Origin of the sequence: Nitrosomonas sp., assembly GCA_016703745.1 — a bacterium.
GTDB lineage: Bacteria > Pseudomonadota > Gammaproteobacteria > Burkholderiales > Nitrosomonadaceae > Nitrosomonas.
Genome location: JADJBK010000006.1, coordinates 741,802 through 764,662, shown reverse-complemented (window position 1 = coordinate 764,662; position 22,861 = coordinate 741,802). Strand labels below are relative to the sequence as shown.

The window sequence follows — 22,861 nt, the reverse complement described above, 5'->3', positions numbered from 1 at the left end:
ACTTTAGCGACAATGATACAGGGCGGATAAACCTGCTGCCCACCCCGGTAATTTCTATAGGAGAGCATGATATGGCTGGCCACGGACGTACAATATTGGGAGGTGAGAATCCCCCCAGATCGATTTATTATGAGCAGGGCAAATTCGGACGGATGTTTCCGACTTTGCCCCCTTTTGCGACAGATAATCCCAGTATAAGGAGTGCACTCAAGGAATTGGGCAAGCCGGGTGGTATTATGGATGCGCAGGAGAGCATGGATGTGGCAGCGAATCCCAATCTGGCGCGGGATCTGATCATCGATCCTCTTTTAAATGTCAATAATCCCAATAATCCGACCCAGACGGCGGGTATGACTTTTCTCGGTCAATTTATCGATCATGACATCACATTTGATCCGACATCCAGCCTGGAAAGGCAGGCGGATCCGGAATCGATTCAGAATTTCCGCACACCCCGGCTGGAGCTCGATAGTGTCTATGGATCAGGACCTGGCGCGTCACCTCATTTATACGACCAGCATTCGGGCGAAGGTATCAAATTCCTGGTAGAAGACATTCCCGGTTCTGCCGTATTCTCAGCGGGTGGGCTTCCGCGTTTTGATTTGCCTAGAAATAGCCAGAACACCGCATTAGTCGGAGATCCACGCAATGATGAGAACCTGATCGTTTCACAGCTGCATCTTGCAATGCTCAAGTTTCACAACGCTGTCATAGATCATGTTAAAGGTGAAATTGGCCTCACTGATCCAGGTGAGGTGTTTCTCGAAGCGCAACGATTGGTGCGCTGGCATTATCAATGGATTGTTGTACATGAGTTTCTGGAAAAAACCGTTGGTAAGCCGATGGTTGATGACATTCTGACAAATGGCCGCAAATTCTATAACTGGCGGCATGAGCCTTTCATTCCGGTAGAATTTTCTACGGCAGCCTACCGCTTTGGTCATTCTCAGGTGAGGCCGTCCTATCGTTCGAACTTTGGTCCGGTACCCTCGGACATCAATTCACAAGTATTCAAACTGATTTTTAATGCCAATTTAGCAGATAGTTCCGATCCCGATGATCTACGTGGCGGTAAACGTGCGCCGGGGCGCTTCATCGATTGGCAGACTTTTTTTGATTTTGGTGATGGTCAAGCGCGCCCAAACAAAAAGATTGATACTAAACTCTCGACGGTGCTGTTTATGCTGCCAGGATTTCCGCCTGGAGATATTCAGTCTCTTGCACAGCGTAATCTGCTGCGCGGTCTGACTTTCAGCCTGCCTTCCGGCCAAGATGTTGCCAGAGCGATGGGAGTACCCTTGCTCGATGTTACCGACCTGCTGGATCTTAAAGATCTGAAATTGCATCTTCGCACACCACTGTGGTTTTATGTCCTGCGAGAGGCGGAGGCTAAGGAGAATGGCGAGCGTCTCGGGCCGGTAGGAGGACGTATCGTCGCAGAAGTATTGATCGGTCTGCTCGAAGGCGATGGCATGTCCTACTTAAAACAGGATCGTCACTGGACGCCTACGCTGCCCGGTATAACTATCGATACGTTTAACATGGCGGATTTACTTAATTTTTCTGGAGTTACCGCTACCCTGTGACGGATAGCAATCAATAACATGGGCAGGGATAAACCCAGCATGACCTGCCCATGTTGAGTAATCTCAGCTGATTTATCGGTCTATCGGCCATCATCTGTAAAGGATGGGGATCGGACTGAGCGAATGACGGGTGAGCGACCTCTTCAGAACATAATCAGATCCGTTTCTGTCAGAGATGACTGATTTATATTCAGGCCAGAAAATTCTAGTTTCATATATGTTATTGTATTAGAATGCTTTGGCAGTAATCTTCTATACTGAGAACTGCTGCGGTTTTATTCTTCCTGCAATAAGATGCCTTAAAAAAATCCTGAGGAGAAATTCATCATGCGTAAATTTTTATCGGAGTTTATTGGTACCTTTTTTTTGGTGTTGACTGTTGGGTTGACTGTTATACCAGGTAACGCAGGGGTAATTGCGCCGCTTGCCATTGGCTCCGTGCTGATGGTGCTGGTTTATGCGGGTGGACATATTTCCGGTGCACACTATAATCCGGCAGTAACAATCGGTGTGTTGATTCGGGGTAAATGCTCAGTCGTTGATGTCATTGTATATATCCTCGCGCAAATGGCTGGAGCGGCTGCCGCTGCATATCTCTCCATTTTGATGGTGGGCTCGGGAAATGCCGGTACGCTTCATGTAACGAATGCGTTGATTGCCGAATTTTTGTTTACGTTTGCGTTGGTGTATGTCGTACTTAATGTGGCCACGGTAAAAAGCACGAGTGGAAATTCGTATTATGGCCTGGCAATTGGCTTTATTGTTATGGTTGGAGCGTTTTCAGTCGGGGGGATTTCAGGTGGTGCATTCAATCCAGCGGTTGCGGTAGGAGCGGCGTTGATGGGTTTGCTGAATTGGGCAGATATCTGGATTCATCTGAGCGCTGATTTCGCTGGTGGGATTGCGGCTGCGCTGGTATTCCGATTACTATATTCGGAGGAAGAAGACTAAACGGGTCTCGTTCGCTTGGTAGTACTTGGGATACGTAGCCAGACCAGCAGCACTTCCGCCTGCAATATGAGTGAAAGTGCTGCTGAAATGAGGTGATTATTTGGCGCGACTGCGATATTCGAGTGTGCGAGTATCAATTTCGATTTTATCACCGATTTCGCAGAATAATGGTACCGGTAATTCAAAACCACTGGCAATCTTGGCAGGTTTCATTACCTTGCCGGAGGTATCACCTTTAACAGCAGGCTCCGTATAGGTTATTTCGCGTATAACCATGCCAGGTAACTCCACCGAAATGGGTTTGTCATTGTAGAACACCACCTCACAGATCATGCCATTTTCCAGAAAATTAAGTGCTTCCTCACCCATCGTTTCCGCTTCAATCTCATACTGGTTATATTCATTATCCATGAATACATACATGGGATCAGCGAAATAGGAATAGCTGACTTCTTTCTTTTCCAGTACGACTACATCAAATTTGTCATCTGCCTTATATACCGCTTCACTAGGGGAGTCGGTCAACAGGTTTTTGAATTTCATTTTTACGACGGAAGCGTTACGTCCGGATTTACTGAATTCTGTTTTTAAGACAACCATCGGGTCTTTGCCAAGCATAAATACGTTACCTGTACGGAGTTCCTGTGCTGTTTTCATTTGATATCCCTGATTTTTTGGTGTGGGCGTAAATAGATCGCATTTTACTTGGAAAGCCCCTGTAAATCCAGAAATTACGTTGTAGAACTGCGGTTTGATGCTGGCTTGGAGACTTTAAACCTGGAGGTTTCAAGAAGCCAGTTAACATTTATTAAAGTGCAGGTTTCTTGCTAAAGTTCACCAGATTGGATGCAAGATCACCGATTAGTGTTAGCTGTTGCACCCAGGTTGTGGCATGGATTTGTAATGTGGTTTGATTTTGCCAAAATGTCTCCCAGTCAAGATGTCCACCTTGGTTCCAGCCAAGATGAAAAGTACGCAGGCTAGCCGCAGCAGTTTTCGTTAATTTCTGACAATAGCGGTCAAGGAAAGCATCCAGCTTAACCTGATGAGCATTATCCTGTTGCGGATAGATTTGCCAAATGAGAGGTTTGGCTGCCCATTGCGCACGTACAAAAGAGTCCTCACCACGAACAAAATTGCAGTCACACGCCCAAAGCAAATGGTCGTAATCCTCCTGTGGCAGGAAGGGGAGAATGTGAAGTAATAAACTGCCGCGTTGTACGAAATCACCCGGAACGAGTTTTTCTCGTGTTGCCCACTGTGCGATATTTGGCAAGACTTTGCTTTCAGGCAACAAACAGCGCACGGTGCTGGAAGAAGCCGCCCATGCGTCGAGCAGATTATTTATTTGAGGGTTGTCATAACAAAATAATGAAATCGTGGTTTCTGCTGGATCGGGAACGGGCAATTTAATTTTTTGCCAGAAATCTGTAAAATTTTGCTGTTGCGTAACTCGCTGTCTGAGCAGATCATGTTCGCGTATCAAGCCACCAGTGACTTCCGTGAATCCAGGGAAGAAAAAATATTTGATTAATGGCAAATTTGGATGAGGTGAAGGTAAGCCGTGATAGCTTTCGATCCATGATTCAGCGGATAGATATTCCAGGTTGATCCAGACAAGTGAGTTTCGCACTTTTGCTAAAGATAGCTGTTGTGCTATTGCTGCAACATAATTTGCTGGTAACGTGCACCCAAATGCTTCAATTACAACTTCTGCTGGCGTGATGGCGGGAAAGGGTTCAATCCAGCGCCGTACTTCCACCCCTTGCCAATGCTGAATAGAGAAATCAGGATTAATATCCGGGCAGATACGATGCAGACTGCTGATCTCATCTACCCAAAGACGTATTGAAATACCATGTTCTGCAGCTAACTGGCGGGATAAGCGCCAGCACACACCAATATCACCATAGTTATCGATAACTCTACAGAAAATATCCCAACGTGGCGCTCCTGTCATTTGGCAGTGGACGCAGCTCGGCTATTTATCAGAGTCAGCAGTGAATACTTGATCGGTTTGATTAATACCGTAGCGTTCTCGGTAGGTTTTAATATCAGCTAGATATTGTGCAAGATCCGGCTGGGTGCTTAAATAAGCAGTAACGTTATCCAGATTACTTAAACTGATAACAGGGATACCAAAATCATGCTCGATTTCCTGAATTGCGGATAATGAACTTTCACCACGTTCCATGCGATCAAGCGCGATTACAATACCGCAGGGAGTTGCACCGGCGGCGTTGATAATGTCGATTGACTGCTTAACCGAGATTCCAGCGGAGATTACATCATCCACGATCAGGATACGGCCAGCCAGGGGTGCACCTACGATACTGCCGCCTTCTCCATGATCTTTGGCTTCTTTACGATTGAAACTGAATGAATGATTATGCCCTGATTGGGCCAGTGCAATCGCAATAGTGCTGACTAGAGGAATTCCTTTGTAGGCCGGTCCGAATAAGGCATCAAATGGAATGTTACTTTCAAGAATCGCGCTCGTATAGTACTGGCCAAGTAGTTGCAGCGAGTAGCCATTGTTAAATAATCCGGCATTAAAGAAATAGGGCGATAGCCGACCAGCTTTGGTTCTGAACTGTCCAAAACAAAGTGCATGTTCGCGAACGGCAAATTCGATGAATTCTTGTCGGAAAGTAGGCATGTGAAAGGCTAATCAGTCTGAATATTGCAAGTACTTAATGCAACTTGGTCAAGCTATTTTTTCTATTTCTGCGAAATTAAGTACTGCCTTACCTTGTATTTCATCGATATCAACCATCACTTTCCCGCCATTGGATAGCTGGCCAAACAATAATTCATCCGCGAGTGCGCGACGGATAATATCCTGGATGAGTCGAGCCATAGGGCGGGCGCCCATAAGGGGGTCAAACCCATGAATTGCCAAGTAATTACGTAAATTCTCGGTAAAAGTTGCGTCCACTTTCTTTTCCTGTAACTGGGTTTCCAGCTCAATCAGGAATTTATCGACTACCCGTAGAATAATGGTCTCATCCAACGGCGCAAAGGAAATAATATCATCAAGCCGGTTACGAAATTCGGGGGTAAACAAACGTTTGATCTCGGCAAGTTCATTGCCAGCTTTAGTGCCCTTGGCGAACCCAATAGAGGTTTTGGTTAATACATCCGCGCCAGCATTGGTAGTCATGATAATGATGACATTACGAAAATCTGCTTTGTGCCCACTATTGTCGGTAAGTGTGCCGTAATCCATTATCTGGAGCAGTATATTGAATATATCAGGATGAGCTTTCTCAATTTCGTCTAGTAGCAGCACAGCATAAGGTTGTTTAATAATCTTGTCAGTGAGCAACCCGCCTTGATCGAAACCGACATATCCAGGCGGAGCGCCAATCAATCGCGAAACGGCATGGCGCTCCATATACTCAGACATATCAAAACGGTGCAAGGGAATACCAAGAATATAAGCCAGTTGTCGAGCCACCTCAGTTTTTCCAACACCGGTTGGTCCAGAAAAAAGAAAAGAACCAATTGGTTTGTGGATATTTCCCAGACCGCTACGCGCCATTTTGATGGCGGCAGCAAGCGCATCAATGGCCTTGTCCTGGCCGAAAACGATGGATTTCAGGTCGCGATCAAGTGTTTTTAGTTTGTTGCAATCATCATTGGAAACACTTTGAGGAGGAATTCTCGCCAGTTTCGCAATAACAAGCTCTATTTCGTGTTTGCCGATTACTTTACGTTGTTTGGATTTTGGCAAAACTCGTTGTGCTGCGCCAGCCTCATCAATAACATCAATTGCTTTATCAGGCAGGTGCCGATCATTCATAAAGCGTGAAGACAGCTCGACGGCCGCGACCAAGGCAGCTTCGGTGTATTTAACGTTATGGTGTTTTTCGTAGCGGGATTTTAATCCGCGTAGAATCGCGACAGTTTCATGAATTTCGGGTTCGGAAATATCAATTTTTTGAAAACGTCTGGACAAAGCATGATCTTTTTCAAAGATACCTCGGTACTCATTATAGGTTGTGGCGCCAATACACTTTAAAGCACCGGAGCTTAATGCCGGTTTAAGTAGATTGGAGGCGTCAAGCGTACCACCCGATGCTGAGCCGGCACCGATGAGGGTATGGATCTCGTCAACGAATAATATAGCTTTGGGATTGTCAGTGAGCTGTTTAAGTACGGCCTTCAACCGTTGCTCAAAATCTCCACGGTATTTTGTTCCTGCCAGTAATGCACCTATATCGAGCGCGTATACCTGATGATGCTGCAATACTGCAGGCACCTGACCTTCTGTAATTCTTCTGGCCAACCCTTCCGCGATAGCGGTTTTTCCAACGCCTGCTTCTCCCACGAGCAGGGGATTATTTTTGCGTCTACGGCACAATGTTTGAATAACTCTTTCAACTTCTTTTTCTCGTCCAATCAATGGGTCAATTCGATTGGTAATAGCCAGGTTATTTAGATTAACTGTATAATTTTCAAGCAGGTTGTTAGAATTATGCGGTTCATTATCGGCACCATCATCATTTTTTTCGTGGGTGCTGTTTGCTGCAGCTTCATGAACACCGTGAGAAAGAAAGTTGACGATATCCAACCGCGTTACGCCTTTCTGTTGTAAAAAATAGGCTGCGTGTGAATCCTTTTCTCCAAAAATTGCGACTAATACATTTGCACCGGTAACTTCTTTTTTTCCGGATGACTGAACATGCAGGATAGCCCGCTGAATGACTCGCTGAAATCCTAAGGTGGGTTGTGTGTCAACTTCTCCAGAACCGTCGACTACAGGAGTGTGACGGGAAATGTGCTCTTGGAGCAATGTACGTAATGCTTCAATATCCACTGTACAGCCTGTTAAAACTTCTGCAGCACTGGGGTTATCAAGTAAAGCCAGTAATAAGTGTTCAACAGTGATGAATTCGTGACGCTTTTGCCTGGACTCAACAAAAGCCATATGCAAACTAACTTCCAGTTCTTGCGCAATCATATCATTCCTTATCCATCACACACATTAGCGGATGCTGATGCTGCCGCGAAAATTCATTTATTTGCTGCACCTTAGTTGCCGCAATATCATTGGGATAGACACCGCATACACTTGAACCCTCATGGTGAATTTTAAGCATCACCTGTGTTGCCCTTTCTTCACTCATCGAAAAAAAATTCTTAAGTATGGCAACCACAAAATCCATGGGGGTGAAATCGTCATTTATTAATATCACCTTATACAGGGGAGGGGAAATTAACTTTATTTTACCTTTCTCAAGCACCCCGCCATCAGGTTTCCCGTTACGTATCGCCATAACCCTCTCATTTTCCATTCTATAAGAAATATTCTGTGTATGTTAATCCAATTAAATCGATCTTCAAGATACCCGGACTTTATACTGGCTACGCTTGCGCAGCCTGTTGACAGTAAGTGCTAAGAATACTTCCCAAAAATTACACGTTCAACCAACGACTAAACTTTTTATTGCCAATCTCAAGCTTGGATTACTGGATTCGATCAATAATTCCGCAACAAATGCTTCCTGCGCTCCCTGTATATTATGAAATCATTTTGATAATTACGACAAGAGTCTCGTGTTGCTTGAGCAAGTATTTTTATCCTGATCAAACAAATCCGGGCACATCAGTTAAGTAATTCTCATCATTCTCGCAGCTTCCGCTTGATATCGATTAGGGCTTTTATAGTCGGGCGGACGGTCTTCTAGACCACCATCTTGCGGAATTTATGGATAACAAAAAATACCAAGGAAATAATTACGGGGATCGCTAAACCTGTTGCTAATTCAACATTGACTGCAATACCGGTAGCTTTGAGCGCTTTGAGACCATAGCCGGTAATGCCGAGCAGATAATAGCTTAGTACAACGACGGACAATCCTTCCACAGTCTGCTGTAGACGCAGTTGTAAATGCGCTCGATTATCCATCGATTTGAGGAGATCTCGAATCTGGGATTCCATCGAGATATCCACCCGTGTGCGAAGCATGGAGGTGGCTCGTTCGACGCGAAGAGACAGTATTTCGAGTTTAGATCGCACCAGATCAAATGTTCCCATGGCAGAGGTAACGCGCTGCTTGCGGTATTCATAAAGCATCTGCAGCCCTTCAATTCGCTCTTCGCGCAACTCAGTGATACGTTGCTGCATGATCGCATGATAGGTTTGTGAGGCACTGAAGCGGTGACTGGATTGAGCGGATATTTTTTCTATTTCTGACGCAAGATTGGTTAATTCGACCAATAATTTCTGCTCATCCTCCATATTAATGAGTGCGTTATTGGACGCAATCAAATTGGCGAGCTGATCTCCGTATTGTTCCAAATGGGAGATAAGATTACGCGTCATAGTCAGCGGCAGGATAGCCAGCATCCGGTAAGTCTCGATCTCTAGCAGACGCTGTACCAGTCTACCAACCTGGCGACTACGCAGATTATCATCATGAATCAGAATACGAGTGAAGCCGTCTGGGTGAATTTGGTTATCACTCCAAACGCTCGCACTGCCAGCAGAAACCTTCGAGCCGATTACCATATTGGATGAAAACAGCGCAGCCAATTCGCTCAGGCTACGGCTTGGGCGCCTGCGGTCATCCAGTGCGATATGAGTAGCAACCAGTATTTCTCCCGGCAAGCGTGTCAGCCAGTCTTGAGGGATAGATGAAATGGCGGGTGTAGTAAAAGGGACATCAAACAGGCCAGCATAGTAAAAAGTGTAGGTTGAATACTCGGTGTGGCGCTCCCAGCGCATGCGTAAATCTCCCAGATCGATACTGATCTGATCAAAGTTGTCGTTAGAAACGCTGACGTTAAATTGCTCACAGAGCTCAATAATGAGATCGCGTTCGCGATTGACCCATTGCCGGTCGGATAGCAACACCAAATGTGAAAGCTGTAGCGGGATGTTAACCAGTTCATAAATATCAGCGTTGAGCTCCATATGCAGCAACCGCCGTTCTGCATATTCTGCGATACCCAGCAAATTTCTATCGGCTGACTCGTTTGACATGATTTTCTAAATCTCTCAGTAAATAATGGGTGGGGTTAGCGCCAGAATTCCAGCAGTAATTTTGTTCCCAGCAAATAAAGTAATCCTACAAAAATATTTTTCAGTCTGTTTGTTGGCATGGCATGTGCCGCTCTGGCGCCAAGCGGTGCAGTCAACATCCCGGTCAGGGCAACCATCACAAACGCAGGTAAATAAATATAGCCTACTGCATACTCTGGTAGAGGTTGTGATTGCAATAATCCATTTGCAGCATAACCAACGGCACTTGCCAACGCGATTGGAAAACCAACAGCAGCGGCTGTTCCTATCGCCTGATGTAATCTGATCTGGCAGGCGGTAAGAAAGGGCACGGTCAATACCCCCCCGCCGATTGCTACCAGACTCGATATTGCCCCAATCATACTGCCTGCTATCAGCATACCCAAACTGCCGGGAAGTGAAAAATCAGCTCTGGTATGTAGATTAAGCCACATTTGTGTTGCTGCACAATAAATAAATATGACAAAAATAATTCCGAGTGTCTGGCTGGAAAGTTGGCCAGCGAGTGTTGTGCCGACCAGTGCACCAAGAAAAATACCCGGTGTAAGATGACGGACAATAGACCAGTTTACGGCGCCACGTACGTGATGAGCGCGCAGACTCGATAGAGATGTCAAAGTAATGATAGCGGTGGTGGTACCCAGTGCCAGATGCATTACCTGGTCTGCAGCAAATTCTTTACTGACAAATACGGTCATTAATAGGGGCACCATCAGTAAACCACCACCGACTCCGAGTAGTCCGGCAAGAAAGCCGACAACTGCACCGGTCAGCAAAAAAATCCACCAGGCCTCCATGATTTCTTGCTTTATTTTGCGGCGTTATAAAAAATCATTTGATGCGGATAGTACTTACAATTTTGTTGCAATAAATTTCCACTCACTGGGGTCAACCGGGGTAATGGATAATCGATTACCTTTTTGCAGGGCACGCATACGATCCAGTTCAGGATAGATTCGCAATTCCTGGAGGGGAAGTAGACGGGTTTTTTCTAAAAGTGTTACTTCAACATTGAACCAGCGAGGGTTTTCCTTCGATGATTTGGGATCAAAATACTTGCTTTTGGGGTCGAACTGTGTTGTATCGGGATAAGCTAACCTCGATATCTGCACAATGCCCGCTATTCCAGGCTGCGGACAGCTGGAATGGTAAAAAAATGCCAAATCGCCAATTTGCATCTGATTGCGCATGAAGTTGCGCGCCTGGTAGTTGCGCACGCCATCCCAGGCGACGGTTTGTCCCGGTAAGGAAGCCAGACTGTCAATACTCATCTCCGATGGTTCGGATTTCATTAGCCAGTATCGCATTACCAACATGAATTGACGTACTTAAAAGAAGTAGGGTCCCCGCGAATGCCGTCAGGCTGATATCTTGAACCTGATGGTTCAAGATGGTCGCCAACCGGTCGCATCAGGTGCATCTTACTAATGCAAGATGCTCACAACAGCAGCCATCTGGTCAGCAACCCGGTACAAGAATTGGTTCAAAGAATACAGACCTTAACCAACACCGCAGGGATAATCGATTGATGGCCGATCGCTAACAGAAAACCTCAAAGCCGATGGCCTTCCTCTAGTAACGCATCGTCCAGCTTGGATTCGATGAGACCGATTCTACGCCTAAATTCCTTGATGTCAAAACCTTTGCCGGCATGCATATTCAGGAGCTCATGTGTAATATTCAGCGCTGCTGCGATCGCAATTCGTTCCGTGCCGACAATTTTGCCGTTACTTTTGATTTCCTGCATTTTTTTATTGAGAAAATCAACTGCCAGCAGCAATCCATCACGTTCGTCTTCAGCACAGTGAATCCGGAATTGCTGTCCCATCACATTAATATCTATTGTAGTTTCATCACTCATTTTTTAATTCCCGGGAAGGTTATCCAATAATTTTTGTAGTCGTTCGGCGGCTAGATCAATGTGGTTCTTCAAACGGAGATTGGTCGCCTGTTCGCTTGCCAGTAGATCGCGCAATCTGGTGTTTTCCTCACGAAGGGCTTGTTGTAACTTCAGTAGTTGATCAAGTTTATCCTCAAGCACTTTTAATCCTAAATCGGTTGGCGCCACTTTTGATTCAGCCTAGCTGCTTTTGGGTTTAGTTTGAGTGCGAGCCAGTATCGTATCTCTTTCCTGCGGCAGGGTATCAGGAAAATCCCGGCTATAGTGTAGCCCACGGCTTTCGTGGCGCAACATCGCGCTTCGAACAATCAAATCAGCAGTACAAACCAGATTGCGCAGTTCCAGCAGATCACTGCTTACCCGAAAATTGGCATAGTATTCGCTGATCTCTTCGCGCAACAGGTCGATACGATGCTGTGCACGCTGCAGGCGTTTATTGGTACGCACAATTCCGACGTAACTCCACATGAAGCGGCGTAGTTCATCCCAGTTATGCGATATCACGATTTCCTCATCGGCATCGGTTACGCGACTTTCGTCCCAGTTCGGCAATACCGGGTTTGCAGATGGCGGCTGTTCCATGATGTCGCTGGCAGCTGACATGCCGATAACCAGGCATTCCAGCAGGGAGTTGCTTGCCAGGCGATTGGCGCCATGAAGACCGGTATAGGCCGTTTCACCGACAGCATAGAGATGGTCAATATCAGTGCGGCCACGCTGATCTGTCATCACGCCACCGCAGGTATAATGCGCTGCCGGCACCACAGGAATAGGTTCACGGGTTATATCGATACCCAGATTCAGACAGAATTTATAAATAGTTGGAAAGTGTTGCTTCAAGAAATCAGCCGGTTTGTGGGATATATCCAGAAAAACACAGTCCAGACCACGTTTTTTCATTTCAAAATCGATGGCGCGTGCGACGATATCGCGTGGCGCAAGCTCGGCACGTGCATCATGCTGTGGCATGAAACGCTCTCCATTGGGTAGTTTCAGCAAACCACCTTCTCCTCTGACCGCCTCACTGATCAGAAAAGATTTGGCATGAGGATGGAACAGGCAAGTAGGGTGGAATTGAATAAATTCCATATTGACTACCCGGCAGCCGGCTCGCCAGCCCATGGCAATCCCATCTCCAGTCGCCACGTCAGGATTGGTTGTATATAGGTATACCTTGCCTGTTCCACCGGTTGCGAGAATTGTGTTTTGTGCCCCGATCGTGCGAACCTTATTCGATTCCTTGTCCAGTATATATGCACCAAGGCAGCGATTTCCTTCTGCAGGCTGGCGTTGAGATAATTTTTGATTGGTAATCAGATCAACCGCGATGTGCTGTTCCAGCACATCGATATTGGGATGCTGTAATACCTGTTCACCAAGGGTCAGTTGAATTACCTTGCCGGTTGCATCATCGGAGTGAATAATGCGACGCACGCTATGCCCGCCTTCACGGGTCAGATGAAAGCCCGTTTCGTGTTGATCGTCACGGGTAAAATTTACACCATGATCTATCAGCCAATTGACCGCAGCCGGGCCATTCTCGACGATATAACGTGTCATGGCTTCATCGCATAAACCGGCGCCAGCTATCAGGGTATCGCGAATATGTGTATCGGGTGAGTCCTCGATGGACAGCACAGCTGCAATGCCACCCTGCGCCCAGGCACTGGCACTGTCATTCAGTTTCTTTTTGGTTACCAAAGCAACCCTGAGAAATTTTGCCAGACTGAGAGCAATTGTCAGGCCAGCTAACCCGCTACCGATAATCAATACGTCATAATGTTTTGCTTGCATCGGAACAGGTCGCAATAAGGTTTAGTGAACATAACTTTTAGGGAAAACCGAAATTATCACATTTTCAGGCAGACTTCAGTGATAGCTGAGTGTGCTTGCGCCGACACCAGCGTAAAAAAACGCTAGAATACAATCAAAGCTGCCAATGCTACCAATACAGGCGCCTGGTTTTACAAGCCTGGGGAATGACTGGAATGCTGGTATTTACTTAACTTATTGATTCTCAAAAGGAGTGTTGGAATGTCAATGGCGGATCGTGATGGGGTTATCTGGTACGACGGTGAACTCGTTCCGTGGCGTAATGCGACTACACATGTACTGACCCATACGCTGCACTATGGAATGGGAGTTTTCGAGGGATTACGTGCTTACGAAACTGCCAGGGGTCCCACTATTTTTCGTTTGACTGAGCATACGCAGCGCCTGTTTAATTCTGCTCATATTTTCAGAATGCACATTCCCTTCGACCAGGCAACGCTCAACGATGCCCAGCGAGCTGTCGTTCGCGAAAACAAGTTTACTTCGGGTTATATCCGCCCAATCGTTTTTTATGGTTCGGAGGCGATGGGGTTGTCCGCCAAAAATCTATCTGTACATGTAGCGGTAGCGGCCTGGCCATGGGGCACCTATCTCGGTGCAGATGCGCTGGAAAAGGGTATTCGCGTCAAAACTTCCTCATTTACGCGGCATCACGTCAACATCAACATGTGTCGCGCCAAATCGGTTGCCACTTATACCAACTCGATTCTGGCGCACCAGGAAGTTGCGCAGGACGGTTATCAAGAAGCGTTGCTGCTGGATGTCGACGGCTATGTCGCGGAAGGTTCCGGAGAAAATATTTTTATTGTTAAGCAGGGCAAGCTTTATACGCCTGATTTAACAGCTTGTCTGGAAGGCATCACCCGTGCATCGGTTATGCAGCTGGCGCAGGAAATAGGAATTCAGGTTGTTGAAAAACGGCTGACCCGTGATGAGATTTACTGTGCGGATGAAGCTTTCTTTACCGGCACGGCGGCCGAAATTACTCCCATCCGCGAACTCGATTGCCGCTCGATTGGTAGCGGTACGCGTGGGCCGATTACCGAGCGGCTGCAAACTCTATTTTTTGATTGTGTCAATGGCAGGTCAAATGATCATACTGACTGGCTGCACTATGTTTAACTAAATCAATTGGAATTACCCATGACTACCACTAATCCCAAAGTTTACTCACAGGATGTTGATATCACGGCGGACGATTTGCCGCTACATTGCCCCAATCCACACATGGATCCAGCCAGCTGGCACCCGCGCGTGTTTCTGACACTCGATACAAATGGCCAAGCCATGTGTCCGTATTGCGGAACGCGGTATACGTTCAAAGGTGACATGCCTCATGGTCATCATTGAGGCTTTATCCTGACTTCAATTTAATTAAAGGTACGCCTCATGAACCGCATCCCGCATGAAATATTCAAGGCTTATGATATACGCGGCATCGTTGCAACCGCATTGACACCGGCAGTAGTCGAGCTGATTGGCCATGCAATCGGCTCTGAGGCTCGTGCCCGCAAACTTAGCAGCATAGCGATTGGCCGTGATGGGCGTTTGTCTGGAGCAGTCCTGACGCAAGCGTTAACTGATGGCATACGTAAAAGCGGCATTGATGTCATTGATGTGGGTATCGTCGCCACCCCTATGCTGTACTTCGCGGCGCATGAATTATGCGACTACTCTGGTGTGATGGTAACAGGTAGTCACAATCCCCCGGAATACAATGGATTAAAGATGGTATTGGGTGGGGAAACCCTTGCAGCAGAAGCCATTCAGGCGTTGCGTCACCGGATTGAGCAGCAGGACTTCACCCATGGGTCAGGGGGATATCGCGAGCTGGAGATTGGCGAGCGCTATCTGCAACGCATCACAAGCGATATCAAGCTGACACGTCCGATCAAATTGGTGGTCGATTGTGGCAATGGTGTGGCAGGTGCATTTGCGCCTGAGCTTTATCGCCGGTTGGGCTGTGAAGTAACAGAACTGTTTTGCGAAGTGGATGGCACTTTTCCGAATCATCATCCGGATCCTTCCGTGCCGGAGAATCTTCAGGACGTCATTCATGCGCTTGAAACCACCGATGCTGACATCGGTTTTGCTTTCGATGGTGATGGCGACCGGCTTGGTGTGGTGACCAAGGATGGCCGCATTATTTATGCCGATCGCCAGCTGATGCTTTTTGCTGCCGATGTGCTATCGCGCAATCCGGGTGGACAAATCATCTTTGATGTCAAATGTACGCGTAATCTGGCACCGTGGATTGAACAGCATGGCGGTAATCCAGTGATGTGGAAAACCGGTCATTCCTTTATCAAAGCCAAGTTGAAAGAAACAGGGGCTTTGCTGGCAGGCGAGATGAGTGGGCATATTTTTTTCAAGGAACGCTGGTATGGATTTGATGACGGACTTTATGCCGGTGCGCGTCTGCTGGAATTGTTGAGCAAGGAACAGGATATTGGCGCAACTCTCAATGCGTTGCCCGACTCTCTCAATACTCCGGAACTGCAAATCAAGCTTGCAGAAGGAGAGAATCATACTTTGATTGCGCAGCTACAGCGCGAGGCGCGTTTTCCTCATGCCGACCGAGTGATCACCATCGATGGGCTGCGCGTGGAATACCGGGATGGTTTTGGTCTGATTCGCGCTTCTAATACCACGCCCGTTGCAGTATTGCGTTTCGAGGCAAAAGACGAGGCCGCACTTAAGCGTATTCAGCAGGATTTTCGCCAATGTATCCTGCAGATCAAACCCGACGCAGTGTTGCCTTTTTGACAAGACCGGGAATGGACGGCTGGCATTATCAATCCAGCCCGCCGCACCTCAGTCATTCATGACTACCATAAAAATCGCTCTGGCGCAGATCAATCCTATTGTTGGTGACCTGCAGGGAAACGTCGATAAAATTCTTGATGTCTGTCTGCAGGCACAGGCCAGTTTATTCATCACTCCGGAAATGGCGTTGACGGGTTACCCGGTTCAGGACTGGTTGCTGCACAAAGACTTTATTTCAGCTTGTGAGCAGGCATTACTGACCCTTGCCGCAAAACTTCACCATATCACCCTGGTGGTTGGTCACCCAGCAGTCGAAAATGACAAACTGTTCAATGCCGCATCAGTTATCCGCTGTGGCAAGATTATTGCCCGGTACCATAAAAATCACCTGTCCGCAGACAATGTATTCAACGAACAGCGCTATTTCACAGCAGGGGATCATCCTTGTACTTTTGAGCACGATGGGCTGATTTACGGATTAACAATCGGTGAAGAGGCCTGCCAGTTGTCTCACCTGCAAAGACTGCAACAACAAGGGGCACAAGTGTTACTCGCAATGCATGCTTCCCCTTATGGCATTGAGCAACACGGTGAGCGACTACGCATAGCAAAAGCTGCTTCCATGCGTACTGTTCTACCCGCTATTCACGTCAATCTGATTGGTGGGCAGGACGAGCTGGTATTTGATGGCGCATCATTTGCTGTCGATGGCTGTGGTGAACTCACCCATCAGTTTGCCCCGTTTCAGGAAACACTTGGCATCATCGAATTGAGCCATGATCATCCACTTCATGGCACAGAAATTGAGCTGCCAGGCAAGATAGCCAGTATTTATGCCGCATTATGTTTGGGGGTGCGCGATTTTATTGGTAAAAATAAGTTTTCGGGTGTATTGATTGGCCTGTCGGGCGGTATCGATTCCGCGCTGGTACTGGCCATCGCAGCGGATGCGCTCGGATACGACCGGGTTAGAACGGTGATGCTGCCCTCTCCCTATACCACTGACATCAGTCGGCAGGATGCTCAGATGATGGCAGAGAATCTTGGTGTTTCACATCAGGAAATTCCAATTGATATTCTTTTTGCACAATGCCGTCAAACCCTGCTGGCACCATTGCAGGCCCTGCCAGCCATGCCCAATCCCACTACGGAAGAGAATCTCCAAGCCCGTATCCGCGCCACCCTGTTGATGGCGCTCTCCAATCAGAGTGGTCTATTGCTGCTCAATACCAGCAACAAATCTGAGACGGCAGTTGGCTACGGTACGTTGTATGGTGATATGGCAGGTGGATTGGCAGTGTTGCAAGATGTCAGTAAAACCCTGGTCTACGCGCTGTGCCACTACCGCAACCAGATTTCTTCAGTTATTCCAGAGCGCATTCTGCAACGCCCGCCATCGGCAGAGCTGCGCCCCAACCAGACCGACCAGGACAGTCTGCCGCCCTATGCAGCACTGGATGCGATTATCGAAGCCTACATCGAGCTGGGATACTCAGTTGAAGAAATTATTGCCTTGAACTACCCGCAGGATATTGTGCAGCGGGTGGTCAATATGATTCACGCCAGCGAATACAAACGCCACCAGGCCGCCCCCGGCATTCGGCTCACTCGAAGAGATTTTGGGAAGTCGTGGAATTTCCCACTGACTTCCCGGTTTTTGAAATAATTAAAGGCTCTCCTGACGACGCCTGGTCAAAGCTATGCGTTGATTTCATGGCATGAAAATTCCACATCCCTGACCCGCAAGCATACACATTCCATTAAACGCAGGCCCGCACCATGAGGCAGGCTTGCCATAAGTCAGACGATTAAACAGATTGTGTACTTCTTGAACGGTTAATTCTACTTTGGACTAACATCGACACCTCGTTACCCATACAAATTGGTATCCAATCTGATAAACCGTATAATTTCTATCACCTTCCCGACTCATCAATGCCTGTTTGAGTCACACTTAGATTAAACTGAGAATAGTTGAGAGGCATAAAAATTTATTTTATAAAAACCATGTTAGTTTAAGGCTATGTCATCGTTAGTTAGTGGTTGCCATGTAACCCAGTGAATTTAAAGAAAAATATCAATTATTGGTTTTTTGGCTAACGACTTGTTTATAAATGATAAATAGTGTTTATTTGCAGTGACCAACAATTAACGATGACATAGCCTAGTTTAATGCTCATGATTACTGATATGAAATTTGCCTTACGCAATCTTATACGCCAGAAACACCGTAGTTTCATGGCGCTAGGTGCAGTAGCGTTCGGCATTACTGCGCTGGTTATCGCGAGCGGTTTCATCCAGTGGATTTTTCTTGATTTCCGCGAAACCTCGATTCGCTCACAACTGGGTCACATACAGATCGTTCGGCCCGGTTATTTTGATGCGGGCAAGGCGGATCCTTATGCTTATCTGTTACCCGATGCTCTATCGGATTTTTTTGCACGTGATTTTGACGATAATCAAATTCAGGCGATTGTTCCCCGGCTCAATTTCAGTGGGTTGATCAGTCATGAGGAGGCAACGTTATCCTTTATCGGTGAGGGGGTGGATCCTGCCGAGCAGCAGTTTTTTGGTGATGCGTTGCAGATATCTTCCGGTGGGCATTTATCTGCTGACAAACCCAATCAGATTATCATCGGTGAGGGGTTGGCGCGCAACCTGGGGGTGAAAGTGGGCAACACTATAGTGTTATTGGTCAACACCGCTACGGGAGGGATCAACGCGGTAGAGGCAACGGTGGGTGGATTGTTTACGACGGTAACTAAATCATATGATGATAATGCGCTGCGTCTGCCGATCGATACCGCGCGCGAGCTATTGCGCACGCAGGGTGTGCACCGCTGGATCGTGCTGCTGAATAATACCGACCAGACCGATACTGTTTTGTCAAAACTGAGAGCTATACTACCGGCGGATCAGTTTGAAATCATACCCTGGTATGAGCTTGCGGATTTTTATAATAAAACCATCGTGCTGTTTACCAGACAGGTGCAGGGTATCAAGATAATCATCGCGCTTATCATTTTGCTCTCTATTTCTAACACCATGAGCCGCAGCGTAATGGAGCGCACTGGCGAGATTGGTACTGCGATGGCGCTGGGTATAAAAAAAGCCGATATTTTGCGCCAATTCCTGATCGAGGGCGCGTTGATTGGCGTAATCGGGGGGCTGATTGGACTGTTCGTCGGAATGATTCTGGCACAGATTATCTCATCCATCGGCATTCCCATGCCCCCGCCACCCGGCATGGCGCGCGGCTATACGGGTGAGATTTTAATGACGCTGCCGATGGCGGGGGAAGCGCTGCTGCTCGCCATTTTCACTACGCTTGTGGCGAGTGTTTACCCCGCATGGAAAGCATCACATATGCAGATTGTCGATGCACTGCGACACAATCGCTAATGTTGGAAAAATGATGCTATCTTTTTTTAAAGATTCCACACCAAACTTTCAGTAATCTATGTTCAAACTTGCATTGCGCAATATCTTCCGCCAGAGAATGCAAACAATGATGACGCTCGCCGCAATTGTTAGCGGTGTGGCGGGAATCATTCTGGCAGGCGGCTGGGTAAATGACATTTATGTCCAACTGGGTGACGCGCTGATTCGCTCACAAAGTGGCCATCTCCAGGTTTATCGGCAAGGCTATTTTGCTTCCGGTACGCGCTCACCCGAGAAATACCTGATCAACGATTCCGCGCAGCTGAGGCAACAGATTGCCACATCGATTGGTACCGAAAAAATGAGTACCAGCATGGTACGTTTGAATTTCTCAGGGTTGCTCAATAATGGCCGCAGCGATCTGCCCATCATCGGCGAAGGAGTGCAGCCGGCACAGGAAGCCGAGCTTGGCAGTTCGGTCGTCATTACTGCTGGTCGGCAATTGGTGGATGGTGATAACTTTGGTATTCTGCTGGGTCATGGAGTAGCACAAGTACTTAAGCTCTCGCCTGGTGATCACATCACGCTGCTGGCGAACACGCTGGATGGCGCATTAAATAGCCTCGATTTTGAAGTGATTGGTGTGTTTCAGAGCTTCTCCAAAGATTATGATGCGCGCGCAATCAAAATTCCGCTGCCTGCCGCACAGGAATTAATTGGCACGTCAGGAGTCAACGCGCTCGTTATCCTGTTACAGGATACCAGCTATACCGATCAGGTAACTAAGCAACTGGCCAGCCAGCTCGATGCGATGGGGCTGGAAATTAAGACCTGGGTAGAGCTCAATGATTTTTACGAAAAAACGGTAGAGTTATATAAAGGCCAGTTCGGAGTATTGCAAATTATCATTCTGATCATGGTACTGCTGAGTGTTGCCAATAGTGTCAACATGAGCATCTTCGAGCGCGTTGGGGAGTTTGGTACCATGATGGCGCTCGGCAATCACAGCAGGCAGGTATTTTTACTGATCATGCAGGAAAATCTGCTGCTGGGGCTAATTGGCAGCGGACTGGGTATTGGAATTGGCATACTGCTGGCCATGGTGATTTCTGCAATTGGTATCCCGATGCCACCTCCACCTAACGCCGATCTGGGGTATACCGCCCGGATTCAGATCGTGCCAGTTGTGCTGCTGATCGCATTCAGTATTGGTTGCGTTGCGACTATTTTGGCTGCATTGCTTCCTGCGCGACAGGTATCGCGTATACCGGTAGTAGATGCATTAAGACAGAATTTCTAGGAATACTATTGAAAATCAATAAAAAAGGTTTATCTGATATATGTTGACGCTTCGGACTTCATCTCAAAGCGTCAACTTGCTCTGGTTTGATTTGTTATTTTCTTGTGTCATTGGCAGCCCTCAGTTGAGACAAAAGCTATGCTAAATGTTTTTTTAACAGTCGATACTGAAATATGGCCATACTCAGATGGCTGGCCGGTACGATCGCTACCTGCGGATAAAACGCAGTTTGATGCCGAAATCGCCGCTTACTTGTATGGCAAAACATCCACGGGTGAATTTGGCCTGCCTTATCAGATTGAGCAGCTGAATCAACATGGATTAAAAGCGACCTATTTTCTGGAGCCACTTTTTGCAGATCGTGCGGGTGACCAACATCTTGCCAATATTGTGAATCTTATTCAACGTAATGGGCAGGAAGTGCAGCTACACATGCATACCGAGTGGCTGAGTGAAATCCATGATCCGACCATTCCCTCCCATTTCAAACAATATATGCATCAGTTCACACTGGAGGAACAAACCGCGTTGATTGCCAAAGGTGTGCGCAGCCTGCAAGCGGCGGGTGTGCAAGACGTGCACGCATTCCGTGCGGGCAGTTATGGTGCAAACCGTGATACCTTGCGCGCAGCCGCAAAAAATGGATTACTGTTTGACAGCAGCTATAACCCTTGTTTTCTAGGAAATGACTGTCAGGTAGATATGGAACAAACCTTGTTGCAACCAGAAAAAATTGAAGGCGTGTGGGAAATTCCCATTTCCTTTTTTCAGGACTACCCCGGACATCGGCGGTACACACAATTAGCAGCCTGCTCTTTTAATGAGATGAAAACTGCGTTATTCGATGCCTGGCAGGCTGGATGGTTTTCATTCGTCATTGTTCTACACAGTTTCGAGCTGGTCAAAAAAAATAATTCTGGCATGCTCTGTCTGCCAGATAAACAAAATATCGACCGCTTTTGCAAGCTGTGCGAATATCTTTCCGCGCATCAGGATAAATTCAGGACAACACTGTTTTCCGAACTCAATCCGGCAGCCATACCGCAAGCAGATTCGGTTAACAGATTGCGATCGCGCCCCCACCATACTGCTGGACGTTATGTCGAGCAGGCACTCGCCAGGTTGAATTAATGGAAATTTGGTCCAGGCAAACTATCGACTTTACCGTCAGGCTGGGAGAAATCAGGCTGCTGAGCTGGCAATTGACTGCTCGTGTGCTAAAAACTCATTTTACCCGGTTGCCATCTATCCCCGTTATTCCATCAGAATTATCCGAATGGTTTGATGAGTCGTTGGATGTGATAGTGACTCGCTCCCACCCTGTGGAAGCCCCTCTGCCTAAAATTAGCGTACTTCCGCAAGCCATCCGGTATGTTCCAGCAAGCTATCAGCGATACTGGGTCTCGATGGAAGATACATTTGACGCTTACCTGAAAAAGTTTTCTGCTAAATCGCGAAATACGCTCATGCGTAAAATAAAGAAATTTACAGAGTTTTCTGGCGGCGAGATAGACTGGCGGGAATACAGAAAACCAGATGAAATGCAGATATTTCATCAACTGGGGTTGGAAGTCTCACGTAAAACCTACCAGGAACGACTGCTTGATTGTGGACTTCCGGCCGAACAGTCGTTTCTGGATAAAATCATTGAGCTGGCAAAGGAGGATAACGCCCATGGATATATCCTTTTTCATCAGGAAAAACCGGTAGCGTATATTTTTTGCCCCATTCAAGAAGGTGTCGCACTGTATGAATATGTCGGACACGATCCGGACTATCAGCAGTGGTCACCTGGAACATTGCTGCAGTATTTCGCCTTGCAGCGTCTGTTTACTACGGGAAACGTAAAAATTTTTGATTTCACTGAGGGTGAAGGTGCGCATAAGGCATTCTTTTCCACACATTCACAATATTGCGCAGATATCTATTATTTCCGGCAAACGCTAAAGAATTCGGCCAAAGTCAGGTTGCATGCTGGATGTGATAATTTGTCAAAAAGGATTGTGCAACTCCTGGATTTTTTAAAGATAAAATCGGTTGTGAAAAAACTGCTGCGTTCCCATGCCTGACCCCGCTGATCCAAAAAATTATCAATTTGACTGCCACTCATTAAC

Annotated in this window: 21 protein-coding genes and 1 other RNA gene; 10 read left to right on the top strand and 12 right to left on the bottom strand. The window is 47.1% G+C overall.

Annotated features, from left to right (window positions below; genetic code table 11):
* Window positions 1–71 precede the first annotated feature (71 nt).
* On the top strand, window positions 72–1,586 hold the full coding sequence (locus IPG31_04590; protein MBK6617663.1) for a peroxidase: 1,515 nt from the start codon (window positions 72–74) through the stop codon (window positions 1,584–1,586).
* A 327-nt stretch (window positions 1,587–1,913) separates the two neighbouring features.
* Complete coding sequence (locus IPG31_04585) at window positions 1,914–2,537, top strand: aquaporin (protein MBK6617662.1); 624 nt, start codon at window positions 1,914–1,916, stop codon at window positions 2,535–2,537.
* A gap of 96 nt (window positions 2,538–2,633) precedes the next feature.
* Here the strand turns inward: IPG31_04585 and efp are convergent, their stop codons facing one another.
* The 12 genes from efp to nadB all read right to left on the bottom strand — a co-directional run bounded on the left by efp (window position 2,634) and on the right by nadB (window position 13,261).
* Window positions 2,634–3,194 carry an elongation factor P gene (gene efp / locus IPG31_04580; GenBank protein ID MBK6617661.1) on the bottom strand — a complete coding sequence of 187 codons (561 nt, stop codon included), beginning with the start codon at window positions 3,192–3,194 and terminating at the stop codon, window positions 2,634–2,636.
* A gap of 151 nt (window positions 3,195–3,345) precedes the next feature.
* Window positions 3,346–4,497: an elongation factor P maturation arginine rhamnosyltransferase EarP gene (gene earP / locus IPG31_04575; GenBank protein ID MBK6617660.1), complete on the bottom strand. Its 1,152-nt coding sequence runs from the start codon at window positions 4,495–4,497 to the stop codon at window positions 3,346–3,348.
* A 21-nt stretch (window positions 4,498–4,518) separates the two neighbouring features.
* The gene (gene pyrE, locus IPG31_04570; protein MBK6617659.1) at window positions 4,519–5,196 is read right to left on the bottom strand and encodes an orotate phosphoribosyltransferase; all 678 of its coding nucleotides are present in this window, start codon (window positions 5,194–5,196) and stop codon (window positions 4,519–4,521) included.
* A 48-nt stretch (window positions 5,197–5,244) separates the two neighbouring features.
* Window positions 5,245–7,503: an ATP-dependent Clp protease ATP-binding subunit ClpA gene (gene clpA, locus IPG31_04565; protein ID MBK6617658.1), complete on the bottom strand. Its 2,259-nt coding sequence runs from the start codon at window positions 7,501–7,503 to the stop codon at window positions 5,245–5,247.
* A gap of 1 nt (window position 7,504) precedes the next feature.
* A complete protein-coding gene (gene clpS, locus IPG31_04560; protein MBK6617657.1) occupies window positions 7,505–7,819 on the bottom strand; it encodes an ATP-dependent Clp protease adapter ClpS in 315 nt (104 codons plus the stop codon).
* A 407-nt stretch (window positions 7,820–8,226) separates the two neighbouring features.
* Complete coding sequence (locus IPG31_04555) at window positions 8,227–9,528, bottom strand: DUF3422 domain-containing protein (GenBank protein MBK6617656.1); 1,302 nt, start codon at window positions 9,526–9,528, stop codon at window positions 8,227–8,229.
* A 35-nt stretch (window positions 9,529–9,563) separates the two neighbouring features.
* Window positions 9,564–10,364, bottom strand: a complete 801-nt coding sequence (locus IPG31_04550) for a sulfite exporter TauE/SafE family protein (protein MBK6617655.1) — start codon at window positions 10,362–10,364, stop codon at window positions 9,564–9,566.
* Window positions 10,365–10,418: 54 nt separating this feature from the next.
* The gene (locus IPG31_04545; protein ID MBK6617654.1) at window positions 10,419–10,874 is read right to left on the bottom strand and encodes an EVE domain-containing protein; all 456 of its coding nucleotides are present in this window, start codon (window positions 10,872–10,874) and stop codon (window positions 10,419–10,421) included.
* A 32-nt stretch (window positions 10,875–10,906) separates the two neighbouring features.
* A non-coding RNA gene (gene ssrS / locus IPG31_04540) (6S RNA) lies at window positions 10,907–11,088 on the bottom strand.
* Window positions 11,089–11,119: 31 nt separating this feature from the next.
* Window positions 11,120–11,428: a cell division protein ZapA gene (locus IPG31_04535; protein MBK6617653.1), complete on the bottom strand. Its 309-nt coding sequence runs from the start codon at window positions 11,426–11,428 to the stop codon at window positions 11,120–11,122.
* Between the two features lie 3 nt (window positions 11,429–11,431).
* Window positions 11,432–11,608, bottom strand: coding sequence for a hypothetical protein (locus tag IPG31_04530; protein ID MBK6617652.1), 177 nt, complete (start codon window positions 11,606–11,608; stop codon window positions 11,432–11,434).
* A 39-nt stretch (window positions 11,609–11,647) separates the two neighbouring features.
* The gene (gene nadB, locus IPG31_04525) at window positions 11,648–13,261 is read right to left on the bottom strand and encodes an L-aspartate oxidase (GenBank protein ID MBK6617651.1); all 1,614 of its coding nucleotides are present in this window, start codon (window positions 13,259–13,261) and stop codon (window positions 11,648–11,650) included.
* Between the two features lie 240 nt (window positions 13,262–13,501).
* On the opposite strand from nadB, the gene IPG31_04520 reads away from it, so the two are divergent.
* The 8 genes from IPG31_04520 (at window position 13,502) to IPG31_04485 (ending at window position 22,816) form a co-directional block, all read left to right on the top strand.
* Entirely contained in the window at window positions 13,502–14,422 is a 921-nt protein-coding gene (locus tag IPG31_04520; GenBank protein ID MBK6617650.1) for a branched-chain amino acid transaminase, read from the top strand.
* A 21-nt stretch (window positions 14,423–14,443) separates the two neighbouring features.
* Window positions 14,444–14,650 (top strand): zinc-finger domain-containing protein, encoded by a 207-nt coding sequence (locus IPG31_04515; GenBank protein ID MBK6617649.1) that lies wholly within the window; start codon window positions 14,444–14,446, stop codon window positions 14,648–14,650.
* A gap of 39 nt (window positions 14,651–14,689) precedes the next feature.
* Complete coding sequence (locus tag IPG31_04510; GenBank protein MBK6617648.1) at window positions 14,690–16,066, top strand: phosphomannomutase/phosphoglucomutase; 1,377 nt, start codon at window positions 14,690–14,692, stop codon at window positions 16,064–16,066.
* Between the two features lie 67 nt (window positions 16,067–16,133).
* Window positions 16,134–17,732 carry an NAD+ synthase gene (locus IPG31_04505; GenBank protein MBK6617647.1) on the top strand — a complete coding sequence of 533 codons (1,599 nt, stop codon included), beginning with the start codon at window positions 16,134–16,136 and terminating at the stop codon, window positions 17,730–17,732.
* A gap of 512 nt (window positions 17,733–18,244) precedes the next feature.
* Window positions 18,245–19,468, top strand: a complete 1,224-nt coding sequence (locus IPG31_04500; protein ID MBK6617646.1) for an ABC transporter permease — start codon at window positions 18,245–18,247, stop codon at window positions 19,466–19,468.
* Window positions 19,469–19,526: 58 nt separating this feature from the next.
* Complete coding sequence (locus IPG31_04495) at window positions 19,527–20,747, top strand: ABC transporter permease (protein ID MBK6617645.1); 1,221 nt, start codon at window positions 19,527–19,529, stop codon at window positions 20,745–20,747.
* A 138-nt stretch (window positions 20,748–20,885) separates the two neighbouring features.
* Window positions 20,886–21,878, top strand: coding sequence for a polysaccharide deacetylase family protein (locus IPG31_04490; GenBank protein MBK6617644.1), 993 nt, complete (start codon window positions 20,886–20,888; stop codon window positions 21,876–21,878).
* Complete coding sequence (locus tag IPG31_04485) at window positions 21,878–22,816, top strand: GNAT family N-acetyltransferase (protein ID MBK6617643.1); 939 nt, start codon at window positions 21,878–21,880, stop codon at window positions 22,814–22,816. The genes IPG31_04490 and IPG31_04485 overlap by 1 nt, the downstream gene beginning before the upstream one ends.
* Window positions 22,817–22,861 lie beyond the last annotated feature (45 nt).

Bases quoted from the DNA above. Each gene is read 5' to 3' on its own strand.
- IPG31_04590 (MBK6617663.1), top strand. From the start codon at position 72: ATGGCTGGCCACGGACGTACAATATTGGGAGGTGAGAATCCCCCCAGA.
- IPG31_04585 (MBK6617662.1), top strand. From the start codon at position 1,914: ATGCGTAAATTTTTATCGGAGTTTATTGGTACCTTTTTTTTGGTGTTG.
- efp (MBK6617661.1), bottom strand. From the start codon at position 3,194: ATGAAAACAGCACAGGAACTCCGTACAGGTAACGTATTTATGCTTGGC.
- earP (MBK6617660.1), bottom strand. From the start codon at position 4,497: ATGACAGGAGCGCCACGTTGGGATATTTTCTGTAGAGTTATCGATAAC.
- pyrE (MBK6617659.1), bottom strand. From the start codon at position 5,196: ATGCCTACTTTCCGACAAGAATTCATCGAATTTGCCGTTCGCGAACAT.
- clpA (MBK6617658.1), bottom strand. From the start codon at position 7,503: ATGATTGCGCAAGAACTGGAAGTTAGTTTGCATATGGCTTTTGTTGAG.
- clpS (MBK6617657.1), bottom strand. From the start codon at position 7,819: ATGGCGATACGTAACGGGAAACCTGATGGCGGGGTGCTTGAGAAAGGT.
- IPG31_04555 (MBK6617656.1), bottom strand. From the start codon at position 9,528: ATGTCAAACGAGTCAGCCGATAGAAATTTGCTGGGTATCGCAGAATAT.
- IPG31_04550 (MBK6617655.1), bottom strand. From the start codon at position 10,364: ATGGAGGCCTGGTGGATTTTTTTGCTGACCGGTGCAGTTGTCGGCTTT.
- IPG31_04545 (MBK6617654.1), bottom strand. From the start codon at position 10,874: ATGCGATACTGGCTAATGAAATCCGAACCATCGGAGATGAGTATTGAC.
- IPG31_04535 (MBK6617653.1), bottom strand. From the start codon at position 11,428: ATGAGTGATGAAACTACAATAGATATTAATGTGATGGGACAGCAATTC.
- nadB (MBK6617651.1), bottom strand. From the start codon at position 13,261: ATGCAAGCAAAACATTATGACGTATTGATTATCGGTAGCGGGTTAGCT.
- IPG31_04520 (MBK6617650.1), top strand. From the start codon at position 13,502: ATGTCAATGGCGGATCGTGATGGGGTTATCTGGTACGACGGTGAACTC.
- IPG31_04515 (MBK6617649.1), top strand. From the start codon at position 14,444: ATGACTACCACTAATCCCAAAGTTTACTCACAGGATGTTGATATCACG.
- IPG31_04510 (MBK6617648.1), top strand. From the start codon at position 14,690: ATGAACCGCATCCCGCATGAAATATTCAAGGCTTATGATATACGCGGC.
- IPG31_04500 (MBK6617646.1), top strand. From the start codon at position 18,245: ATGATTACTGATATGAAATTTGCCTTACGCAATCTTATACGCCAGAAA.
- IPG31_04495 (MBK6617645.1), top strand. From the start codon at position 19,527: ATGTTCAAACTTGCATTGCGCAATATCTTCCGCCAGAGAATGCAAACA.
- IPG31_04490 (MBK6617644.1), top strand. From the start codon at position 20,886: ATGCTAAATGTTTTTTTAACAGTCGATACTGAAATATGGCCATACTCA.
- IPG31_04485 (MBK6617643.1), top strand. From the start codon at position 21,878: ATGGAAATTTGGTCCAGGCAAACTATCGACTTTACCGTCAGGCTGGGA.